This window comes from Hymenobacter nitidus (genome assembly GCF_020447315.1).
Classification (GTDB): domain Bacteria; phylum Bacteroidota; class Bacteroidia; order Cytophagales; family Hymenobacteraceae; genus Hymenobacter; species Hymenobacter nitidus.
In genome coordinates this window covers 145238-161800 of sequence record NZ_JAJADQ010000010.1, presented here as the reverse complement: position 1 = coordinate 161800, position 16563 = coordinate 145238, and the positions used below count along the sequence as shown (strand labels likewise).

The following is a 16563-nucleotide window of genomic DNA, read 5'->3' as shown; positions in this document are numbered from 1 at the left end:
CATTAGCGGTACTCATGAAACGACTTCTCACGTTTGCCCTGCTGCTCGTGCTCGGCGTGGCGGCTCTGGCCCAATCCAAAACCAACAAGAAAGATATGGCGGCCGTCAAGGAAGTGGAAGCCCTGGAGCGCCAGCGTTTTGAGGCCCAGGTGAAAAAAGACTATGCCTTTCTGGAGAAAGTCTTTGCCGACGACCTGGTGTACACTCACTCCAACGGCAAGCAGAACGGCAAGCCCGACTACATCCAGAGCATCCGGGACGGCAAGAGCGTCTACGACAAAATCGACGTGGAAGCTCTGAACGTGCGGGCCTACAACGACGGCAAAGCCGCCGTGGTGAACGGTACCATCACCATCACCCAGCCCAATAAGCCCGACGGCACGCCCAACATTGCCCACCTCAAGTACGTGGTGGTGCAGGTGAAAGACGCCAAGAAAGGCTGGCAGGTGGTGCTCTGGCAAAGCCAGAAGCAGCCTGAAGCCAAAAGCTAATAGAGTAACCAAGCGCCAAAGTCAGTTTCCCTCCCTCCGCGGAGGGAAACTGGTTTCTGAGCCTCATCGTATCCGACACTTTCCGACTCCCACCCATGACCGCACCCCAAGAAAATACCCTGGCCAGCCCCGTCGGCACCACGCTGGACCGCTATATCATGCGCAAGCAGGCCGAATTTCCTTTCGCCACCGGTGAGCTGAGCCAGCTGCTGCGCGACATGGCCCTGGCCGCCAAAATCGTGAACCGGGAAATCAACCGGGCCGGCCTGATGGATATTACCGGCAACTACGGCGCCCAGAACGTGCAGGGCGAGCAGCAGCAGAAGCTCGACGTGGTAGCCAACATCCGCTTTATCCGGGCCCTGAAAAACGGGGGTGAGGCCTGCGCCATTCTCTCGGAGGAAGACGACGAAATCATCCACACCGGCAACGACCAGGGCCGCTACGTGGTAGCCATGGACCCGCTCGACGGCTCCAGCAACATCGATGTGAACGTGAGCATCGGCACTATTTTCAGCATCTACCGCCGCGTATCGCCCATCGGCAGCAAGGCCACGCGGGAAGACTTTCTGCAGGGCGGGCGCAAGCAGGTGGGCGCGGGCTACATTCTGTACGGCTCCAGCACGATGCTCGTCTACAGCACCGGCCATGGCGTGGCCTGCTTCACGTACGAAAACTCCCTGGGGGAATTTTTCCTGTCCCACGACGGCGTGCAGATTCCCGAGCAGGGCACCACGTTTTCCTGCAATGAAGGCAACTGGTTTGATTACCCCGAGTGGGTGCGCAGCTACCTCACCCAGTGCAAGGAGCGCCGCTACAGTGGACGCTACATCGGCTCGTTGGTCGCCGATTACCACCGCAACCTGTTTAAGGGCGGTATCTACCTATATCCGCCCACGGCCAAAAATGCCAACGGCAAGCTGCGCCTGCTCTACGAAGGCTATCCGCTGGCCTTCCTCATCGAGCAGGCCGGTGGCAAAGCCCTGGCCGGCACCGAGGCCGTCCTCGACATCGTGCCCACTGATTACCACCAGCGCGCCCCGCTCTTCATCGGCTCCTCGGCCATGGTCGACGACTTGGTAGCCTGCATGGAAAACGAGCCGGCCGTCAGCAGCGCGGTTGGCGAAGCCCGCTAAAATATCTTACTTACCGCATATTGCATCCGCGCCGCTCTGGTTTTCTTCCCGCCCGCCTGGTCTCATCCAACACCCTTACCTTTCCTTCATGCCCAAAATCATTTCGCCCACGGTGGAGTTCGGCGCCTTGCTGAACCAGGTTAAGCAGATTACGCCCGAAATATTCACGCCCGACGGCAAGTTTCAGAACCTGATGGAAGGCCGCTGGCAGCAGCCCGGCACCCCCCGCGAATTTCTCTCGCCCATCGACGGTACTCAGCTGGGCTGGATGCCGATGCTGGACCGTGAAACGGCTCTGAAGGCCGTGCAGGCGGCCAAAAAGGAAGCCGCCGCCTGGGCCAGCACCGACCTGGACGCCCGCCGCGAGAAAGTGCAGGACTGCCTCAACCAGCTGCGCGAGCATGTGGAGCTGGTCGGCAAGCTGCTGATGTGGGAAATCGGCAAAACCTACAAGCTGGGCTTTACTGATATTGACCGCGCCATTGAGGGCGTGCAGTGGTACGTCGACAACATCGAGGAGATGCTGGGCACCCGCAAGCCCCTGGGCCTGGTTTCCAACATTGCCTCCTGGAACTACCCGCATTCGGTGCTGCTGCACGCCGTGCTGGTGCAGGTGCTGTGCGGCAACTCCGTTATTGCCAAAACGCCCACCGACGGCGGCTTTATTTCCCTGAGCTTCGCCTTTGCCATTGCCCGGCGCTGCGGCCTGCCCGTGACGCTGGTGAGCGGTGGGGGCGGCGAGCTGAGCGAAGTGCTGGTGAAAAACGACGCCGTCGACTGCCTCTCCTTCGTGGGCGGGCGCTACAACGGCCGCAACATTGCCGACGCCCTGAGCTCGGAGCACAAGCGCTACATGCTGGAAATGGAAGGCGTGAACACCTACGGCATCTGGGACTACAGCGACTGGCAGAGCCTGGCCGACCAGCTCAAGAAGGGCTACGACTACGGCAAGCAGCGCTGCACGGCCTACGTGCGCTTTGTGGTGCAGCGCAGCCTGTTTCCCGAGTTCCTGGAAACCTACCACACGGCCATCAAAAGCCTGAAGGTGGGCAACCCCACGCTGGTCGACAACCCCGGCGACGCCCTGCCCGACCTGGCTTTTGGCCCGGTTATCAACCGAACCCAGGCCGAAGACCTCGACCGGCTCTACGACAATGCGCTGAAAACCGGCGCCACGCCCATTTACGCCGGCAAACTCGACGAAAACCTGTTTCTGCCCGGCCAGGACATGAGTGCCTACCGCGCCCCCCGGGCCCTGGTAAACCTGCCCCGGCAGAGCGAGCTATACTTCAAGGAGCCCTTCGGCCCCATCGACTCCATTGTGCTGGTGGATAGGGTAGAGGAGCTGGTGGGCGAAATGAACATCAGCAACGGGGCCCTGGTAGCCGCCGTGGCTTCCGACGACGCGAAGTGGGCCGCCCGCACCGCGCGGGAGGTGCGCGCCTTTAAAGTGGGCGTGAACAAGCTCCGCTCCCGCGGCGACCGGGAAGAAGTATTTGGCGGCCTGGGCGAGTCCTGGAAAGGGGCTTTCGTGGGCGGCAAGCTGCTGGTGGAAGCCGTGACGGAAGGCGACGCCGCCCAGCCCGTGCTCGGCAACTACCCCGAAGCCACGCTGCTGCCCGAAAAAATATAGGTTTCGGCGGCGGTTTCAGCTCCTCACAACAGCGGCCGGTTCTTTCCAGCAGGAAGGAGCCGGCCGCTGTTGGCTTAACGGATTGCAGCAAACCTGAACTAGTGCTCGTTCCGGGCATTTTAGCCAGGAACACGGCACAGCATGAAAACAAAAACGCCCTTTGCGTAGTGCAAAGGGCGTTTTTAGGTTCTCCAGAAGAGTGCGTAGTCCGTAGGGGAATCGAACCCCTGTTGGTAGAATGAAAATCTACTGTCCTAACCCCTAGACGAACGGACCATTTCAAAACAGGACGGGTAGTAGTCCGTAGGGGAATCGAACCCCTGTTGGTAGAATGAAAATCTACTGTCCTAACCCCTAGACGAACGGACCAGATAAACAGCCCATCCCGTTTTGATGCTGCAAAGATAGATAAGGGAACCTTGCGCACAATAGCCGGACCAAAAAAAAGTGCGCTGCCGGGGTAAATTCGTTGATATTCAGTTTGAAAAAAAGCAGCTAACCTCCCGGCCGGCGGCGGAGTCACTGTGGGGCGGGACTTTTTCCGGCCGGAGCGGTTAGGAAACAGCAGGAGCGGAAGGGCATTTTTTCGGGGTAGATATTGATTTGGCGAAGTTGGCCGGACCCGGTACCTTCGCTCCGCGTTTTCACTCGGTCCCGTTGGGGCCGTTAAACCCCATCTCCCTTTATTATGGCTAAAATTAAAGTCGCCATCAACGGTTTCGGCCGGATTGGCCGCCTGACGTTCAAGTCGCTGCTTGGCCGCGACAACGTGGAAGTTGTAGCTATCAACGACCTGACGGACAACAAGACTCTGGCGCACCTGCTGAAGTATGACTCGGTGCACGGTCGTTTCGACGGCACCGTGACCTACGACGAGGAAAGCCTGACGGTAAATGGCCAGCGCATTGCTGCCCTGGCTGAGCGCGACCCCAAGCTGTTGCCCTGGGGCAGCATGGGCGTTGACGTAGTGCTCGAATCGACCGGCCGCTTCGTGGACGAGGCTGGCGCTGGTCAGCACATCACCGCTGGCGCTAAGAAAGTTGTGATTTCGGCTCCCGCTACCGGCAACATCCCGACCGTAGTACTGGGCGTCAACGAAGATATCCTGACCGGCAACGAAACTATCATTTCGAACGCCAGCTGCACCACCAACTGCCTGGCCCCGATGGCGAAGGTACTGGACGAGGTATTCGGCATTGAAAAAGGCTACATCACCACGGTGCACGCCTACACTTCCGACCAGAACCTGCAGGACGCGCCCCACAAAGATCTGCGCCGCGCCCGCGCCGCCGCCTACAGCATCATCCCCACCAGCACTGGTGCTGCCAAGGCCGTTGGTCTGGTGCTGCCCACGCTGAAAGGCAAGCTCGACGGTTTGGCCATGCGCGTGCCCGTGCCGGATGGCTCGATGACCGACCTGACCGTTGTCCTGAAGCGCGAAGCCACGAAGGAAGAAATCAACGCGGCGCTGAAGTCGGCAGCTGATGGTGCCATGAAGGGCATCATCGAGTACGCTACCGATCCGCTGGTGAGCATCGACATCGTGGGCAACCCCCACAGCTGCATCTTCGACTCGGAGCTGACGGCCGCCAGCGGCACGCTGGCCAAGGTTATCGGCTGGTATGACAACGAAACCGGCTACAGCACCCGCACGGCCGACCTGATCCAGAAGCTGGGTGAGGCCATGACCAAGTAATTCGGACTGCTCATCGTCCTTCGTAAAAAAAGCCTGCCCGGTTGGGCGGGCTTTTTTTTAACTTTTCCTTTCCCGCTGCGTTGTTGCCGTCTATGCCTGAGAAGCTGCGCATTTGCTTTCTGATCAACCCCAACTCGGGCACCAACCGCCGCCAGGACGTGCCGGCGCTGCTGGCGCAGTATCTGGCCGCCGAGCCCGTCGACTATGAAGTGCGGCTGACCCAGTACGCCGGCCACGCCGTGGAGCTGGCCCGGCAGGCCGCCGCCGACGGCTTCCGCATCGTGGTGGCCGTGGGCGGCGACGGTACCGTGAACGAAGTAGGGCGGGGGCTGCTCGGTACGCAGGCTGCGCTGGGCATTCTGCCCCGCGGCTCGGGCAACGGGCTGGCCCGGCACATGCGCGTGCCCCTGGCGTTGCCCGACGCCATCCGCCAGCTCGTTAGGCCCGATTTTCAGCGTATCGACGTGGGCTACATCAACGAGCGGCCGTTTTTCTGCACGGCCGGCCTGGGCTTTGATGCCCACGTGAGCAAGTGCTTTGCCCTAGCCGGCACGCGGGGGCTGGGTACCTACGTGCAGGTAGCGGTGCGCGAATACCGCCGCTTCCAGCCCACCCCAATTAGCCTCACGATGCAGGGCAACACGCAGGAAACCAACTGCTACGTGCTTGCTTTTGCCAATGCGGCCCAGTACGGCAACAACGCCTACATTGCCCCTCTGGCCGATATAAGTGACGGATTGCTGGACCTGTGCCTGATTGATGCCATGCCGCTGCTGCGGGCCGTGCGGGTGAGTATCGGGCTGGCACTGGGCAACCTGCCCGCTTCGGGCCAGGCCGTGTATCATACCTGCAGCCAGGTGCACGTGCAGGCCGCTCAGGCGCTGGGCTTCCACGTCGATGGCGACTACGTGGGCGATGCGCAGCACTTCGACGTTCGCCTCGAACCCCTGGCCCTGGAAGTCGCCGTACCCGCAAAAAAGGTAAGGTAGGGAGATGGTGCTGTAGTGAGTTTGTCGTTCAATATGCCCATACTCGCGCCAGTAGAACGGCAATTTCCCCAACTCTCCATCTTGCCATTTCACCCTCCCACCATTTCACCACCTCACCAGATGAAAGACGACAAAAACCGCCGCGGCCGGGAAGGCGTGGTGTATTCGACCAACTCCGATTTTGAATACCAGCATAGCGCTGACGCGGAAGCGGAAACCCTGCCGCCCCAGCAGCAGAATCTGCGCGTGCAGCTCGATAAAAAGTCCCGTGGCGGCAAGCAGGTCACGCTCATCACCGGCTTCGTGGGCAAGGATGCCGACCTGCAAAGCCTGGGCAAGCTGCTCAAAACCAAGTGCGGCGTGGGCGGCAACGCCAAAGACGGCGAAATCCTGATTCAGGGCGACTTTCGCGACAAAGTGCTGGCCGTGCTGCTGGAGCAGAAGTATAAGGCCAAAAAAGCGGGCGGATAACAGGCCCGCCCTGCCCGCCGGGCAAATGTGCCGTATAGGCAGTATCCCGGCCCGCCGGGCAGTTGACTCCCGTTTTGTCTGCTCTTATGCCTGTTGAAGCTCTAACCATCCGTAGCCTGGCCGAAAACGGCGTAATCGATGCCGTGCAGTGGCTCAAGCTCGGTATCGAAACGATAGGGGCTGTGATTATCGGGCTCGGAATCCTGGTGGCCGGGCGTTTGTTTCTGCTGGCCCTCTGGCACCGGCGCACCGCCGATTTCACGGCCATCCGCCTGACGCTGGCCCGCTACCTGGCCCTAGCCCTGGAGTTTCAGCTGGGAGCCGACATTCTCTCGACGGCCATAGCGCCCAGCTGGGAGCAAATCGGTAAGCTGGGCGCAATTGCTATTATTCGGACGGCCCTCAACTTCTTTCTGACCAAGGAGATGAAAGATGAGCAGCGGGCGGAAGGGGAGCAGAAAATAGCCCGGCAAACCGACCAGCTAGCCGATAAGCCCCTGACGTAGCCCCGGCCGCGCTACGCCTGCTGCTTCGAATCCGCCAGCAGCCGCAGGGCCCGCACCACGTCCTCCGGCGTATCGATGCCAAGCGTGGCGGCCGTGGTTTCGGCCGTCTGAATGTGGTAGCCGTTTTCCAGCCAGCGCAGCTGCTCCAGCGACTCGGCCAGCTCCAGGGAGGAAGGCGGCAGGCGGGTGAGTTCGGCCAGAATATCGGGGCGGTAGGCGTAGAGCCCGATGTGGCGCAGGTAGCGGTGCTGGGTTAGCCACTGCTCCTGCGGAAACTGCCGCTGGTAGGGCAGTGGGTGGCGGCTGAAGTACAACGCCTGCCCGCGCGCATCAAGCACAACTTTGGGCATGTGCGAACTGAACAGCTCTTCCTGGGTTTCCACGGGCTTCACCAGCGTGGCCAGCTGGGTGCGCGGATCGGCCTCAAACAGGGCAATCAGGGCGTTGATCTGCTGGGGCTGAATAAATGGCTCGTCGCCCTGAATGTTGATGATGCAGTCGGCCGGCACGTCGAGCTGGCAGTAGGCGTCGAATACCCGGTCGGTGCCGCTGGGGTGGTCGGGGGAGGTGAGAAAAGCTTCGCCCCCGAAGTCCAGCACGTGGGTCAGAATCCGCTCGTCGTCGGTGGCGACGACCACGCGGCTCAGGCGGGCCAGGCGGGCCTGCTCCACTACCCGCTGAATCATGGTTTTGCCCCCCAGATCGGTGAGCGGCTTGCCGGGCAGGCGGGTAGAAGCGTAGCGGGCGGGAATAATGCCAATAGCGTTCAGCATATCAGAAAGGCGGTAGGGCGGGAATGAAGAGTCGAAAGTAGGCGAAATGTAGGCTTCTACCCAATGTGGCGCTAAATTGGCTATACCGCCTGTCGGCACGCGCTGCAGCGGCGGAATAACCGGGTTTCGGCCCGGATTACCCGCCTTATCCAGTCCGCTCAAGGATTATTTATTTATCTTTCGGCTGCGTTTATTCTGCTGGCAGCGTGCCACCCGTCTCGTTTTTCGCCCGTTGCCTGTTTTTCGCGCCCTGTCCGTATGACCCGCTTTTCCTTGCTGTTTGCCGCGTGTGTGTTCGGTGGCTTCTCTGCTTCGGCAGCCGTTGGCCCCACCATCCTGCCCGATTCCATCGGGGTTGAATACCGGAATAATAAAGTCCTGATCAAGCACAAAGTCGCGCCCGGCGAAACCCTCTACGGGCTCAGCCGCCGCTACAAAGTGCCCGTCGACCAGATTGTGGAAGCCAACCCCAAGCTGGAAGGCACGCTCGTAACCGGCCAGATTGTGCTTGTGCCACGCAACCGCGTGGTGATGAACACGGCCGGCGCGGCCAAAACACCCGCCGCGGCCCCGGCGCCCAGCGCAGCCGCCAGCCGCGACCTGACCACCGACGCGCGGGGCAACAAAACCTACAAGGTGGAAAAGGGCCAGACCCTGTTTTCTATTGCCCGCCGCTTCAACACGACGCCCGATGCCCTGGCCCGCCTCAACAAGCTGCCCGACAACGCCGGGGTGCGCGTGGGGCAGGTGCTGATTGTCACCCCGGCCGCCGGTACTGCGGCGCCAGAGCCCGTAGCGGCGGCGGCCCCGAAAGCCCCGGCGCCCACCAACCGGCCGGAGCGGGCCGAGGACACCGACCGGGAAAAGGAGAAGGAAACTGCCCCAGCCACTGCCGCCATGCCCGCTACGCCGGCTAAGGAGGAAGAGAAGGTGCCCGAGCGCGCCAGTGAGATTGTGCGCAAGGTGACCGAAGGTGGCCTGGCGGCCATTATCGAGGGCGGCGGCACCGACAAGTATCTGGCCCTGCACAAAACGGCGCCCGTGGGTACCATCATGCAGGTGCGCAACATCATGAATGGGCAGTCGGTGTACGTGCGTGTGATTGGGCAGCTGCCCGACACGGGGGAGAACAGCAACGTGCTGGTGCGCCTCTCGCGTCGGGCCGTGCAGAAGCTGGCGACTCCCGATGCCCGCTTCCGCGTGGAAACGTCGTACGTGCCGTAAGCGGCCGCCCGTCTTATTTTGCTTTTGCAAACCTCAATGGAAAGGCTACCGACAGGATAGCCTTTCTTTTTTTACTGCTTTATCTACGCCTGCCCGCCCGTGCAAACCGCCCAACTCCAAAACATCCGGGCCGTGCTGGAGGAGCGCTACGTGCGCTACAACCAGCCGGCTTTTATTGAGCACGACCCCATCAGCATTCCGCACCGCTTCAGCCAGCGGGCCGACGTGGAAATCAGCGCTCTGTTTGCGGCCTTGCTGGCCTGGGGCCGGCGGCCCACCATTATCAGCAAGGTGACGGAGCTGCTGCGCCGCATGGATGACGCGCCCCATCAGTTCATTACCCAGCACCAGGACGAGGACCTGAAAAAGCTGCTCGGCTTCTGCCACCGCACGTTCTGCGACACCGACCTGCTGTACTTCGTGCACTGGCTGCGCTGGTTTTACCGGGAACAGGGCCACGCCACGCTGGAAGACGCCTTTTTGCACGGCCCTACCCAGCGCGAGCGGCTCGAAAACTTCCACAACCTGTTTTTCAGCCTCGCCGACGCGCCCCAGCGTACCCGCAAGCACGTGGCCACGCCCGCCCGCGGCTCGGCCTGCAAGCGCGTGAATATGTACCTGCGCTGGATGGTGCGCCAGGACTCGCACGGCGTCGACTTCGGCCTCTGGACCCGCCTGCCCATGGCCGAGCTGGTGTGCCCCATCGACGTGCACGTGGAGCGCCAGGCCCGGCAGCTGGGTCTGCTCACCCGTCCCGTTGTGGATTGGCGGGCCGCAGAGGAGCTGACCGCCAACCTGCGCCTGCTAGACCCGAATGACCCGGTGAAATACGACTTTGCCTTGTTTGGGCTGGGGGTGGAGGAGAAGAAGCTATAGGGAACCAATAGCAGCTAAATCCCATGAAAAGCTACACCATTCAGACCTTGCACGTCGGCATTTGCCTGGCCCTTCTCCTTGTGTTGGCGGTGCTTACTATCAGCATTTTCCCGTTGCTGCCTTATGGGTGGGGCAGCCACAAACTCGCCTTTTTAGCTGTAGCCCTGCTGGCCCTGGTGCTGTTTCATGTGCTGACCAAGAAGCTGGCCGTGCGCAGGTATCACGTTGTAGTAGCCGACGACATGCTGCAGATTCGGGCCGGGGAGACTGCGCCAGCGCGCCGCGTGCCCCTCAGCGAGGTTGTTTCCTTTGGTTACAATGCCTTTAGCGGAACCAATCGGCTGCGCCTACAGCTGCATTCCGGGGAGAAGATTGTTTTCCGGCATAACGAGCATTTCTGCGCGGCCGATGACCTCGAAAAACTGGTGGCCGATCTGGAAGCCCGGGCATTTCAGGCCCCGGACTCAGGAACTCGATTGAGCCCGGCAATGAAGCGGGAAACCCCGTTTTTTGAGAAGCCTATAGCTACGGTAGTGGGCATCGGCTTTGCCATCGTGCTGTTCTACCTCAGCTGGAAAGCATTTGGGCCCGACAGCAACAGCCGAAAATCAGGCTCGCTCTTTACGCTCTACGGTTTTGGGCTGGCCTATGTGGGAGCTTGGCTGAATGCCCGCCGCAAGAATACTGCTGGATAGCCGCCCGTGGAAACGCAATTCGAGTTGCTATTAGTCGATTAGCGCAAAGCTGGGTGGCTCATGTTGGGCTGGCTGGGTTTGGCCCTGGGAGCTATGCTGGGCCTGTTCTATTCTTTATCCCACGCCAGCGGAGCTATGCAGCTGGGTTTGTTGATCCTGGCAGTTGGCGCACTGTACGGGTTGTTCCGGTTTATTCAGGCCCAGATCCGCCAGTACGCTCGTATTACCGTTTCGCAGGAGAAGCTGTCGATACAAAACCGGGCTACCGGCCAGGAACTGCACTTGCCGTTTGAGGCTATGGCCACGTGCCGTTTCGTGGTGGGCAAAGGAAGCCTGGGGCTGCAGCTTAAGCTTAGAGATGGCTCCCGGCTTTCTTTGGGCAGTAAAGATTACGTCCCGTTCAGTGCCATGGTGCGCCAGCTCAGGGCCAATACGGAACGCTACCAGCAAACCCATACCGGCGCTGCAGCTGGGGTATGGACTGACCCTTATTGGGGCAGCCAGGTTGCCACCGCTTGGCTAGTCGTGTATACGCTGCTACTGGGCGCTTTCGGCTACTTTGCCCGCTGGTACTATCACTCGGCGGATGGCAGTGGCTCGGCCTTGTTCTTCCTGGCGCTGCTAAGCGTAGGGTTTGTGCTTTACGCGGTTAGCTGGTACAACACCCGCACCCAGCGCCGCTAGCACGTAGCCAGACTTTTCTTCGCTAATTATTAACCTGCGCGAATCTTTCGCCTCGCCGCAGATGTTTACTTTTACACTCCTTCCCAATACCCTAAATACCCTCTACCGAGTTTGATTCTTCCCAACAACTTCGAGCAGAAAATCGGCTTCGCGCAGTTGCGCGAGATGCTGGAAAGCTTGTGCCTGAGCGCGCTGGGCCGCCAGTTTGTGGCCAAGATGCAGTTCCAGACCAAGCACGACCAGCTGGAAAAGCTGCTGCTGCAAACCGACGAGTTCCGCGTCCTGCTCCAGTCGGGCGCCGACTTCCCCAGCCAGCATTACCACGATGTGCACCCGCACCTGGTGCGCGCCAGCCTGCCCGGCGCCTACCTCGACGTGTCGGCGTTTTTCGCCGTGAAAATGTCGCTGCGCACCATCCGCCAGGCGCTTACTTTCTTCACCCACGCCGAGGAAACGCTGTATCCCACGCTGCGCCTGCTCGGCATCGGCGTGCAGGTCGACCGCAACCTGCTGGCGGCCATGGACAAGGTGATTGACGACGAGGGCCAGGTGCGCGACAATGCCTCACCGCTGTTGTCGCAGCTGCGCCAGGAGCTGATTAACCGCCAGGGCATGCTGCGCAAGCAGATTGCGGGCATTCTGCGCCACGCCAAAAACGAAGGCTGGATTCCCGGCGACGCTGAGCCTACTATCCGCGGCGGCCGCCTGGTGCTGCCCGTTATTGCCGAGCACAAGCGCCGCGTCAAAGGTCTGATTCATGACGAGTCGGCCTCGGGCCAGACCGTATTTATCGAGCCGGAAGCCGTATTCGAGCTGAACAACGACATCAAGGACCTCGAAAATGCCTACCAGCGCGAGCTGATCCGCATTCTGACCCATCTCACCGACCAGCTGCGCCCCCATATTCCGGATTTGCGCAAGGCCTACCAGTACCTGGGCTTGCTCGACTTCATCCGGGCCAAAGCCCTGCTGGCCGGGCGCCTGGAAGCCACGATGCCCGTGTTGCAGCCCCGTCCGCTGATGCAGTGGAAAAAGGTGCGCCACCCGCTGCTTTACCTCACCTTCAAGGAGCACTTCAAGGACAACCCCCGCGAAGTGGTGCCCCTGGATATGGAGCTGAACCCCGACCAGCGGATGCTGCTGATTTCGGGTCCCAACGCCGGGGGTAAATCGGTGAGCATGAAGACGGTGGGCCTGGTGCAGTACATGCTGCAGTGCGGCCTGCTGATTCCGGCCGGCGACGGTTCGGAAGCCGGCGTGTTCGACGATATTTTCCTCGACATCGGCGACGAGCAGAGCCTGGAAAACGACCTGAGTACGTACTCGTCCCACCTGCTGAGCATGAAGCAGTTTGTGACCCTGGCCGGCAAGCGCAGCCTGGTGCTCATCGACGAATTTGGCACCGGCACCGAGCCCGCCCTGGGCGGCGCCATTGCCGAAGCCGTGCTCGATCAGCTCAACCGGGCCCGTGCCTTTGGGGTCATCACCACCCACTACACCAACCTGAAGAACTATGCCGAGCGCACGCCCGGCATCGTGAACGGGGCCATGCGCTACGACCCCGAGCGGCTGCAGCCCCTCTACCGCCTCGAAATCGGCAAGCCTGGCTCCAGCTTCGCCATCGAAATTGCCCGCAAAATCGGCTTGCCCAAGCAGATTGTGGAGCGGGCCACTCAGTTGGTGGGTAAGGACAAAATCCGCTACGACCGGCTGCTGGAAGGTCTGGAAAAGGAAAAGGCCGACCTGGAGCTGCGCAATGCCGAGGCCGCCAAAGCCGAGAAGCGCATGAAAAAGGCCGCCCAGGAATACCAGGACCTGCGCAAGCACCTCGACGACACCACCCTGGAAGTGCTACGCGACGCCAAGGCCAAGGCCAAGCTGCTGCTCAAGGACACCAACCAGCAGATAGAGGCCACCATTGCCGAAATCCGGACCAACCAGGCCGACAAGGAAAAGACCAAGGACGCCCGCCACAAGCTCGACACCTTCGTGCGCGAGAAGCTCCAGATTGAGCCGCCCAAGCCCAAAGCCTCGCGCGAAGTAGCCGACCCCAAAACCCTCAAGCCCGGCGACAAAGTGGCCTTGATGGGGCAGGATGGCTACGGGGAGCTGATCAGCATCAAGGGCAAAACAGCCGAGGTGCTATTTGGGGGGATGAAAACCATCCTGAAAGCCAGCCAGCTGGAAAAGGTGGGCCGGGCCGAAATCCGGGAGCGGGAGAAGAAAGCCGAAAAGGCCAGCTTCAGCGCCTCGGCCAGCATGGGCATGGACCTGACCGGGCGCATGGCCAACTTCAGTCCCGTGCTCGACCTGCGCGGGGAGCGTGCCGAAGATGCCCTGCAAAAGGTAATGGCCTTCGTGGACGACGCCGTGATGCTGGGCATACCCGAAATCAAGTTCCTGCACGGCCGCGGCAATGGCGTTCTGCGCCAGGTGGTGCGCGACTACCTGCACCGGGTGCGGGCCGCCGCCAGCGTGGCCGACGAGCACGCCGACCGGGGCGGCGACGGTGCCACGGTAGCGGTATTGAAGTAGCCGATGTTCGTCAGCCAGCCCCAGCACTTTGCCTACCAGAGCAGCTTATCGGCCGAAGCCTTCCGGGCTTCGGCCGACGAGTTTATTGCCCGGCAGGGTGGCCCGCTGCACCCAAATGTCTACTCAGCCGGCTGGCAGTCGGCGGCGGCGCTTGAAGTAACGCCGAAGGTGGCCCTGGGTAGGCTGCGCTTTTCCGGCAAGCAACGGGCTACGCTTGAAATCCAGTCCGCAGCCGTTGGAGCGCAGGTGATGCTGATTGTGTACCCGGCCCCGCTGCTGCAGCCCTTGTTCTACGGCATTTCCCTGTTTGCCATCCTGGCCGGTTTCTCCTGCCTATGGAAAATGCACTGGCTGCATGTCGGCTTCAGCCTCGGTTCCTGGGCCCTGAGCAGCGGTTCTTTATGGATTCTGCACCGGGCATCAACCGGGCTGCTGCGGCGGGATGTAGAACGCAGCTTTCAGCTTACTTCACTTACCCAGGTATCATAAAAAAAGGCGACTCCCAATCTGGGAGCCGCCTTTTCTGCTTTTAGAAAGCTGCGGAAGTTACTCCACAATCACGCGGCTAACCTGTGTGGACTCGGGCGTAACGATTTGTACCATGTACAAGCCGGCACCGAGGGCCGAAGCATCAACTTTCACTTCTTCGCCAGCCTCGATATTCTCGGTCTGGGTCAGAACTACGCGGCCGGTTACGTCGCGCAGGGTAACGGTGGCGGTGCGGGCTTTGCTGGCCTCTACCCGCAGGCGGAACTTACCGCTGGTGGGGTTGGGGTACACCTGCACCGAGGACTGCTGCACGGTGGCCGTCTTGTTGGAAAGCACCAGGTTACACACCGTCACGCCACGGTTCTGGCTGGCAATGCGGCTGGCAAATTCCTGGTAGTAGCGGTTTACCACCAGCGCGTCGTGCACCACCAGGGTGTTTTCGTCGTTGGTCGTGTTGGCCGAGGCGCTCCAGTTGTGCGAGCCCACAAACACCTGCGGATCCGACTGGGAAGCACCGGCATCGATGATGATGGTTTTGTGGTGCATGATGCCGGGCGTGTTCTTCACCATAATGCGGTTGCCCAAAGCCGTGCGGATGGTGCGGAAAATAGCGCCCGTGCCGGTGTTGGAGGTATCGTTGAGCAGACCTTCCGAGCAGCCGGCAATGTTGCGCAGCTGCACCTGGTCCCGGATGGTCTGGCCGATTTCAGCCTGGGTGATGAGCATCGTGGCAAAGTGCAGGTCGTTATCGGCCGTGCGGATGGTTTCCAGCAGGCGCGAGTTGACGTTGTCGGTGGGGCTGAACCACGATTCCACGCGCGAGCCGCCAATCAGGAAGAAGTGGGGCGTGTTGTCGGTTTTGCGGTTGCCGTAGGCCGGCGTGCCGGGCGTCATGCCGTTCGAGCCCCAGATTTCGTCAAACTCCATCGTGTAGGTGCGGGCCAGGCTCTGGTCCTGAATGGCAATAACGTTGTTGGGGTCGGTGAAGAGCTGAGCCACGGTCCAGTTCGTCGAGCCGGTCCAGACCCAGGGGCGGTTGGCGTTGGCGCTGTTGGCATCAATAACCACAAACTTGTTGTGCATGATGCCGCGGTTGCTGGCGTCGTTGTCCGAGTCGCGGCCGATGCGCGGAATGGCCGGGTTCACCAGCGGCAGGCTGCGCATCGTGTTGGTGGCCTCGTAGATCAGGCGCACTTTCACGCCGCGGGCCTGGGCCCGGTTCAGGGCGTCGGCAATGGTGGCATTGTCCCAGTTGTAGATGGCTACGTCCACCGATTCCTGGGCGCGGTCGATGTAGCGGGCCAGCGTGTCGGGTACGGTCTGGTTCAGGTACAGGGCCGCGTTGTTGGGCAGAGCCAGGCTGGTGTTTACCGAGGCGTTGAAGTAGTTGCGCATCTTACCTGTCGAGTTCGACACGGTAATCATGGGCACGATGCCGCTGGCGGAAGTGCCGCTGGCGTTGGTCGACGACACCTTTACATAGTACACCGTGGCGGGCTGCAAACCCGACAGAGAAATCTGGTGTGAGGTCGTGGCCGGGGTGCTGGTCAGCACGGTGCCCAGGGCGGGCGTGGTGCCGTATTCCACCTTCGTGTCGCCGGGGTTCTGAGTCTGGAACGTAACGTTGAAGCTGGTGCGCGTCAGGGCCGTGGGCAGCGGACCGTTGATGATCTTGGGGCCTTCCTGCACGAAGTCGGCGTAGAGGCGGGGCAGCAGCTGGTAGCCGCCGGCGCCCGTGGTCGAGAACTGGCTCATGATGCCAATCACGTCGAAGGGACCCGCCGGAGCCGGTTTGCCTACCAGGCCGGCCGCGCCGGTCGAGGCCGAGTTGGTGCGCACCGTCAGGGTGCTGGGGGCATTTACGGTGTAGTTGGTGTTACCGGAAAATACGCTCACCGGCGCGCCCGAGGCGGTGCTAATGCTCGTGGCATTGTTGAGGCGCACCAGGCGGCCCTCGTAGGCCTCGGCATACACCGTGGCGGCATTAGCCACATCCACCGCCGTCACCTGCAGCGGACGGTTGCGGCCCAGTACTGTTACGGAGGTAACCGGGTCAATTTCTAGAATGCCGCTGAAGTTCTTGAGCGTACCGCGCACCTCGATGCTGTCGCCCACCACCAGGCTGGTGAAGTTGGCCGCCGTGGAATAAGCGGCCAGGCCGGCTTCTTTGTCTTGCAGGTAGCGAATAGCGCCGAGCTCGGAGCCATTGGACACCGTGCCGCGTACCGCGACCGTAGCGCCCACGCCCTTTGCCCGGGCTGAGGCGATGGTCTCAACCGTTTGGGCCAGGGCAGAAGGTACGCTTGCCCCGAGAGTCAGCAGGGCGAAAAGGGTAAATTTTTTCATGAAAAGTGGGTAGGAGGCA

Annotated in this window: 15 protein-coding genes and 2 tRNA genes; 13 read left to right on the top strand and 4 right to left on the bottom strand. The window is 61.2% G+C overall.

Annotated elements, in window-relative coordinates:
- Positions 1-14: 14 nt before the first annotated feature.
- The 3 genes from LGH70_RS18290 to LGH70_RS18280 all read left to right on the top strand — a co-directional run bounded on the left by LGH70_RS18290 (position 15) and on the right by LGH70_RS18280 (position 3260).
- Positions 15-491 carry a nuclear transport factor 2 family protein gene (locus LGH70_RS18290; RefSeq protein WP_226188600.1) on the top strand — a complete coding sequence of 159 codons (477 nt, stop codon included), beginning with the start codon at positions 15-17 and terminating at the stop codon, positions 489-491.
- 95 nt (positions 492-586) lie between these two features.
- Positions 587-1627 carry a class 1 fructose-bisphosphatase gene (gene fbp, locus LGH70_RS18285; RefSeq protein WP_226188597.1) on the top strand — a complete coding sequence of 347 codons (1041 nt, stop codon included), beginning with the start codon at positions 587-589 and terminating at the stop codon, positions 1625-1627.
- Between the two features lie 88 nt (positions 1628-1715).
- Complete coding sequence (locus LGH70_RS18280; protein ID WP_226188594.1) at positions 1716-3260, top strand: aldehyde dehydrogenase family protein; 1545 nt, start codon at positions 1716-1718, stop codon at positions 3258-3260.
- A gap of 204 nt (positions 3261-3464) precedes the next feature.
- Here the strand turns inward: LGH70_RS18280 and LGH70_RS18275 are convergent.
- Both LGH70_RS18275 and LGH70_RS18270 read right to left on the bottom strand, forming a co-directional pair.
- Positions 3465-3536: transfer RNA gene (locus LGH70_RS18275), tRNA-Glu, on the bottom strand.
- A 21-nt stretch (positions 3537-3557) separates the two neighbouring features.
- A tRNA-Glu gene (locus tag LGH70_RS18270) sits at positions 3558-3629 on the bottom strand.
- Between the two features lie 319 nt (positions 3630-3948).
- On the opposite strand from LGH70_RS18270, the gene gap reads away from it, so the two are divergent.
- From gap to LGH70_RS18250, 4 genes are all read left to right on the top strand, one after another.
- Positions 3949-4956 carry a type I glyceraldehyde-3-phosphate dehydrogenase gene (gene gap, locus LGH70_RS18265; protein ID WP_226188591.1) on the top strand — a complete coding sequence of 336 codons (1008 nt, stop codon included), beginning with the start codon at positions 3949-3951 and terminating at the stop codon, positions 4954-4956.
- Between the two features lie 92 nt (positions 4957-5048).
- Positions 5049-5945, top strand: a complete 897-nt coding sequence (locus LGH70_RS18260) for a diacylglycerol/lipid kinase family protein (RefSeq protein WP_226188588.1) — start codon at positions 5049-5051, stop codon at positions 5943-5945.
- A gap of 120 nt (positions 5946-6065) precedes the next feature.
- Positions 6066-6416 (top strand): translation initiation factor, encoded by a 351-nt coding sequence (locus LGH70_RS18255; RefSeq protein ID WP_226188586.1) that lies wholly within the window; start codon positions 6066-6068, stop codon positions 6414-6416.
- Positions 6417-6502: 86 nt separating this feature from the next.
- On the top strand, positions 6503-6922 hold the full coding sequence (locus LGH70_RS18250) for a DUF1622 domain-containing protein (protein ID WP_226188585.1): 420 nt from the start codon (positions 6503-6505) through the stop codon (positions 6920-6922).
- An 11-nt stretch (positions 6923-6933) separates the two neighbouring features.
- On the opposite strand, the gene kdsB is transcribed toward LGH70_RS18250, so the two are convergent.
- Entirely contained in the window at positions 6934-7692 is a 759-nt protein-coding gene (kdsB, locus tag LGH70_RS18245; protein WP_226188710.1) for a 3-deoxy-manno-octulosonate cytidylyltransferase, read from the bottom strand.
- A 261-nt stretch (positions 7693-7953) separates the two neighbouring features.
- Here kdsB and LGH70_RS18240 point away from each other — a divergent pair, with 261 nt between their 5' ends.
- From LGH70_RS18240 to LGH70_RS18215, 6 genes are all read left to right on the top strand, one after another.
- Positions 7954-8919, top strand: coding sequence for a septal ring lytic transglycosylase RlpA family protein (locus LGH70_RS18240; protein WP_226188584.1), 966 nt, complete (start codon positions 7954-7956; stop codon positions 8917-8919).
- Positions 8920-9018: 99 nt separating this feature from the next.
- On the top strand, positions 9019-9795 hold the full coding sequence (locus tag LGH70_RS18235) for a TIGR02757 family protein (RefSeq protein WP_226188582.1): 777 nt from the start codon (positions 9019-9021) through the stop codon (positions 9793-9795).
- Between the two features lie 23 nt (positions 9796-9818).
- Positions 9819-10490, top strand: coding sequence for a hypothetical protein (locus tag LGH70_RS18230; RefSeq protein WP_226188580.1), 672 nt, complete (start codon positions 9819-9821; stop codon positions 10488-10490).
- A gap of 60 nt (positions 10491-10550) precedes the next feature.
- A complete protein-coding gene (locus tag LGH70_RS18225; RefSeq protein ID WP_226188577.1) occupies positions 10551-11174 on the top strand; it encodes a hypothetical protein in 624 nt (207 codons plus the stop codon).
- Positions 11175-11285: 111 nt separating this feature from the next.
- Complete coding sequence (locus tag LGH70_RS18220; protein ID WP_226188574.1) at positions 11286-13709, top strand: endonuclease MutS2; 2424 nt, start codon at positions 11286-11288, stop codon at positions 13707-13709.
- A gap of 3 nt (positions 13710-13712) precedes the next feature.
- On the top strand, positions 13713-14198 hold the full coding sequence (locus LGH70_RS18215; protein ID WP_226188571.1) for a hypothetical protein: 486 nt from the start codon (positions 13713-13715) through the stop codon (positions 14196-14198).
- A 57-nt stretch (positions 14199-14255) separates the two neighbouring features.
- On the opposite strand, the gene LGH70_RS18210 is transcribed toward LGH70_RS18215, so the two are convergent.
- Positions 14256-16544 carry a phospholipase D-like domain-containing protein gene (locus LGH70_RS18210; RefSeq protein WP_226188568.1) on the bottom strand — a complete coding sequence of 763 codons (2289 nt, stop codon included), beginning with the start codon at positions 16542-16544 and terminating at the stop codon, positions 14256-14258.
- Between the last annotated feature and the right edge of the window lie 19 nt (positions 16545-16563).

Coding starts and splice junctions, on each gene's coding strand:
- LGH70_RS18290 (WP_226188600.1), top strand. CDS start 15: ATGAAACGACTTCTCACGTTTGCCCTGCTGCTCGTGCTCGGCGTGGCG.
- fbp (WP_226188597.1), top strand. CDS start 587: ATGACCGCACCCCAAGAAAATACCCTGGCCAGCCCCGTCGGCACCACG.
- LGH70_RS18280 (WP_226188594.1), top strand. CDS start 1,716: ATGCCCAAAATCATTTCGCCCACGGTGGAGTTCGGCGCCTTGCTGAAC.
- gap (WP_226188591.1), top strand. CDS start 3,949: ATGGCTAAAATTAAAGTCGCCATCAACGGTTTCGGCCGGATTGGCCGC.
- LGH70_RS18260 (WP_226188588.1), top strand. CDS start 5,049: ATGCCTGAGAAGCTGCGCATTTGCTTTCTGATCAACCCCAACTCGGGC.
- LGH70_RS18255 (WP_226188586.1), top strand. CDS start 6,066: ATGAAAGACGACAAAAACCGCCGCGGCCGGGAAGGCGTGGTGTATTCG.
- LGH70_RS18250 (WP_226188585.1), top strand. CDS start 6,503: ATGCCTGTTGAAGCTCTAACCATCCGTAGCCTGGCCGAAAACGGCGTA.
- LGH70_RS18240 (WP_226188584.1), top strand. CDS start 7,954: ATGACCCGCTTTTCCTTGCTGTTTGCCGCGTGTGTGTTCGGTGGCTTC.
- LGH70_RS18230 (WP_226188580.1), top strand. CDS start 9,819: ATGAAAAGCTACACCATTCAGACCTTGCACGTCGGCATTTGCCTGGCC.
- LGH70_RS18225 (WP_226188577.1), top strand. CDS start 10,551: ATGTTGGGCTGGCTGGGTTTGGCCCTGGGAGCTATGCTGGGCCTGTTC.
- LGH70_RS18215 (WP_226188571.1), top strand. CDS start 13,713: ATGTTCGTCAGCCAGCCCCAGCACTTTGCCTACCAGAGCAGCTTATCG.
- LGH70_RS18210 (WP_226188568.1), bottom strand. CDS start 16,544: ATGAAAAAATTTACCCTTTTCGCCCTGCTGACTCTCGGGGCAAGCGTA.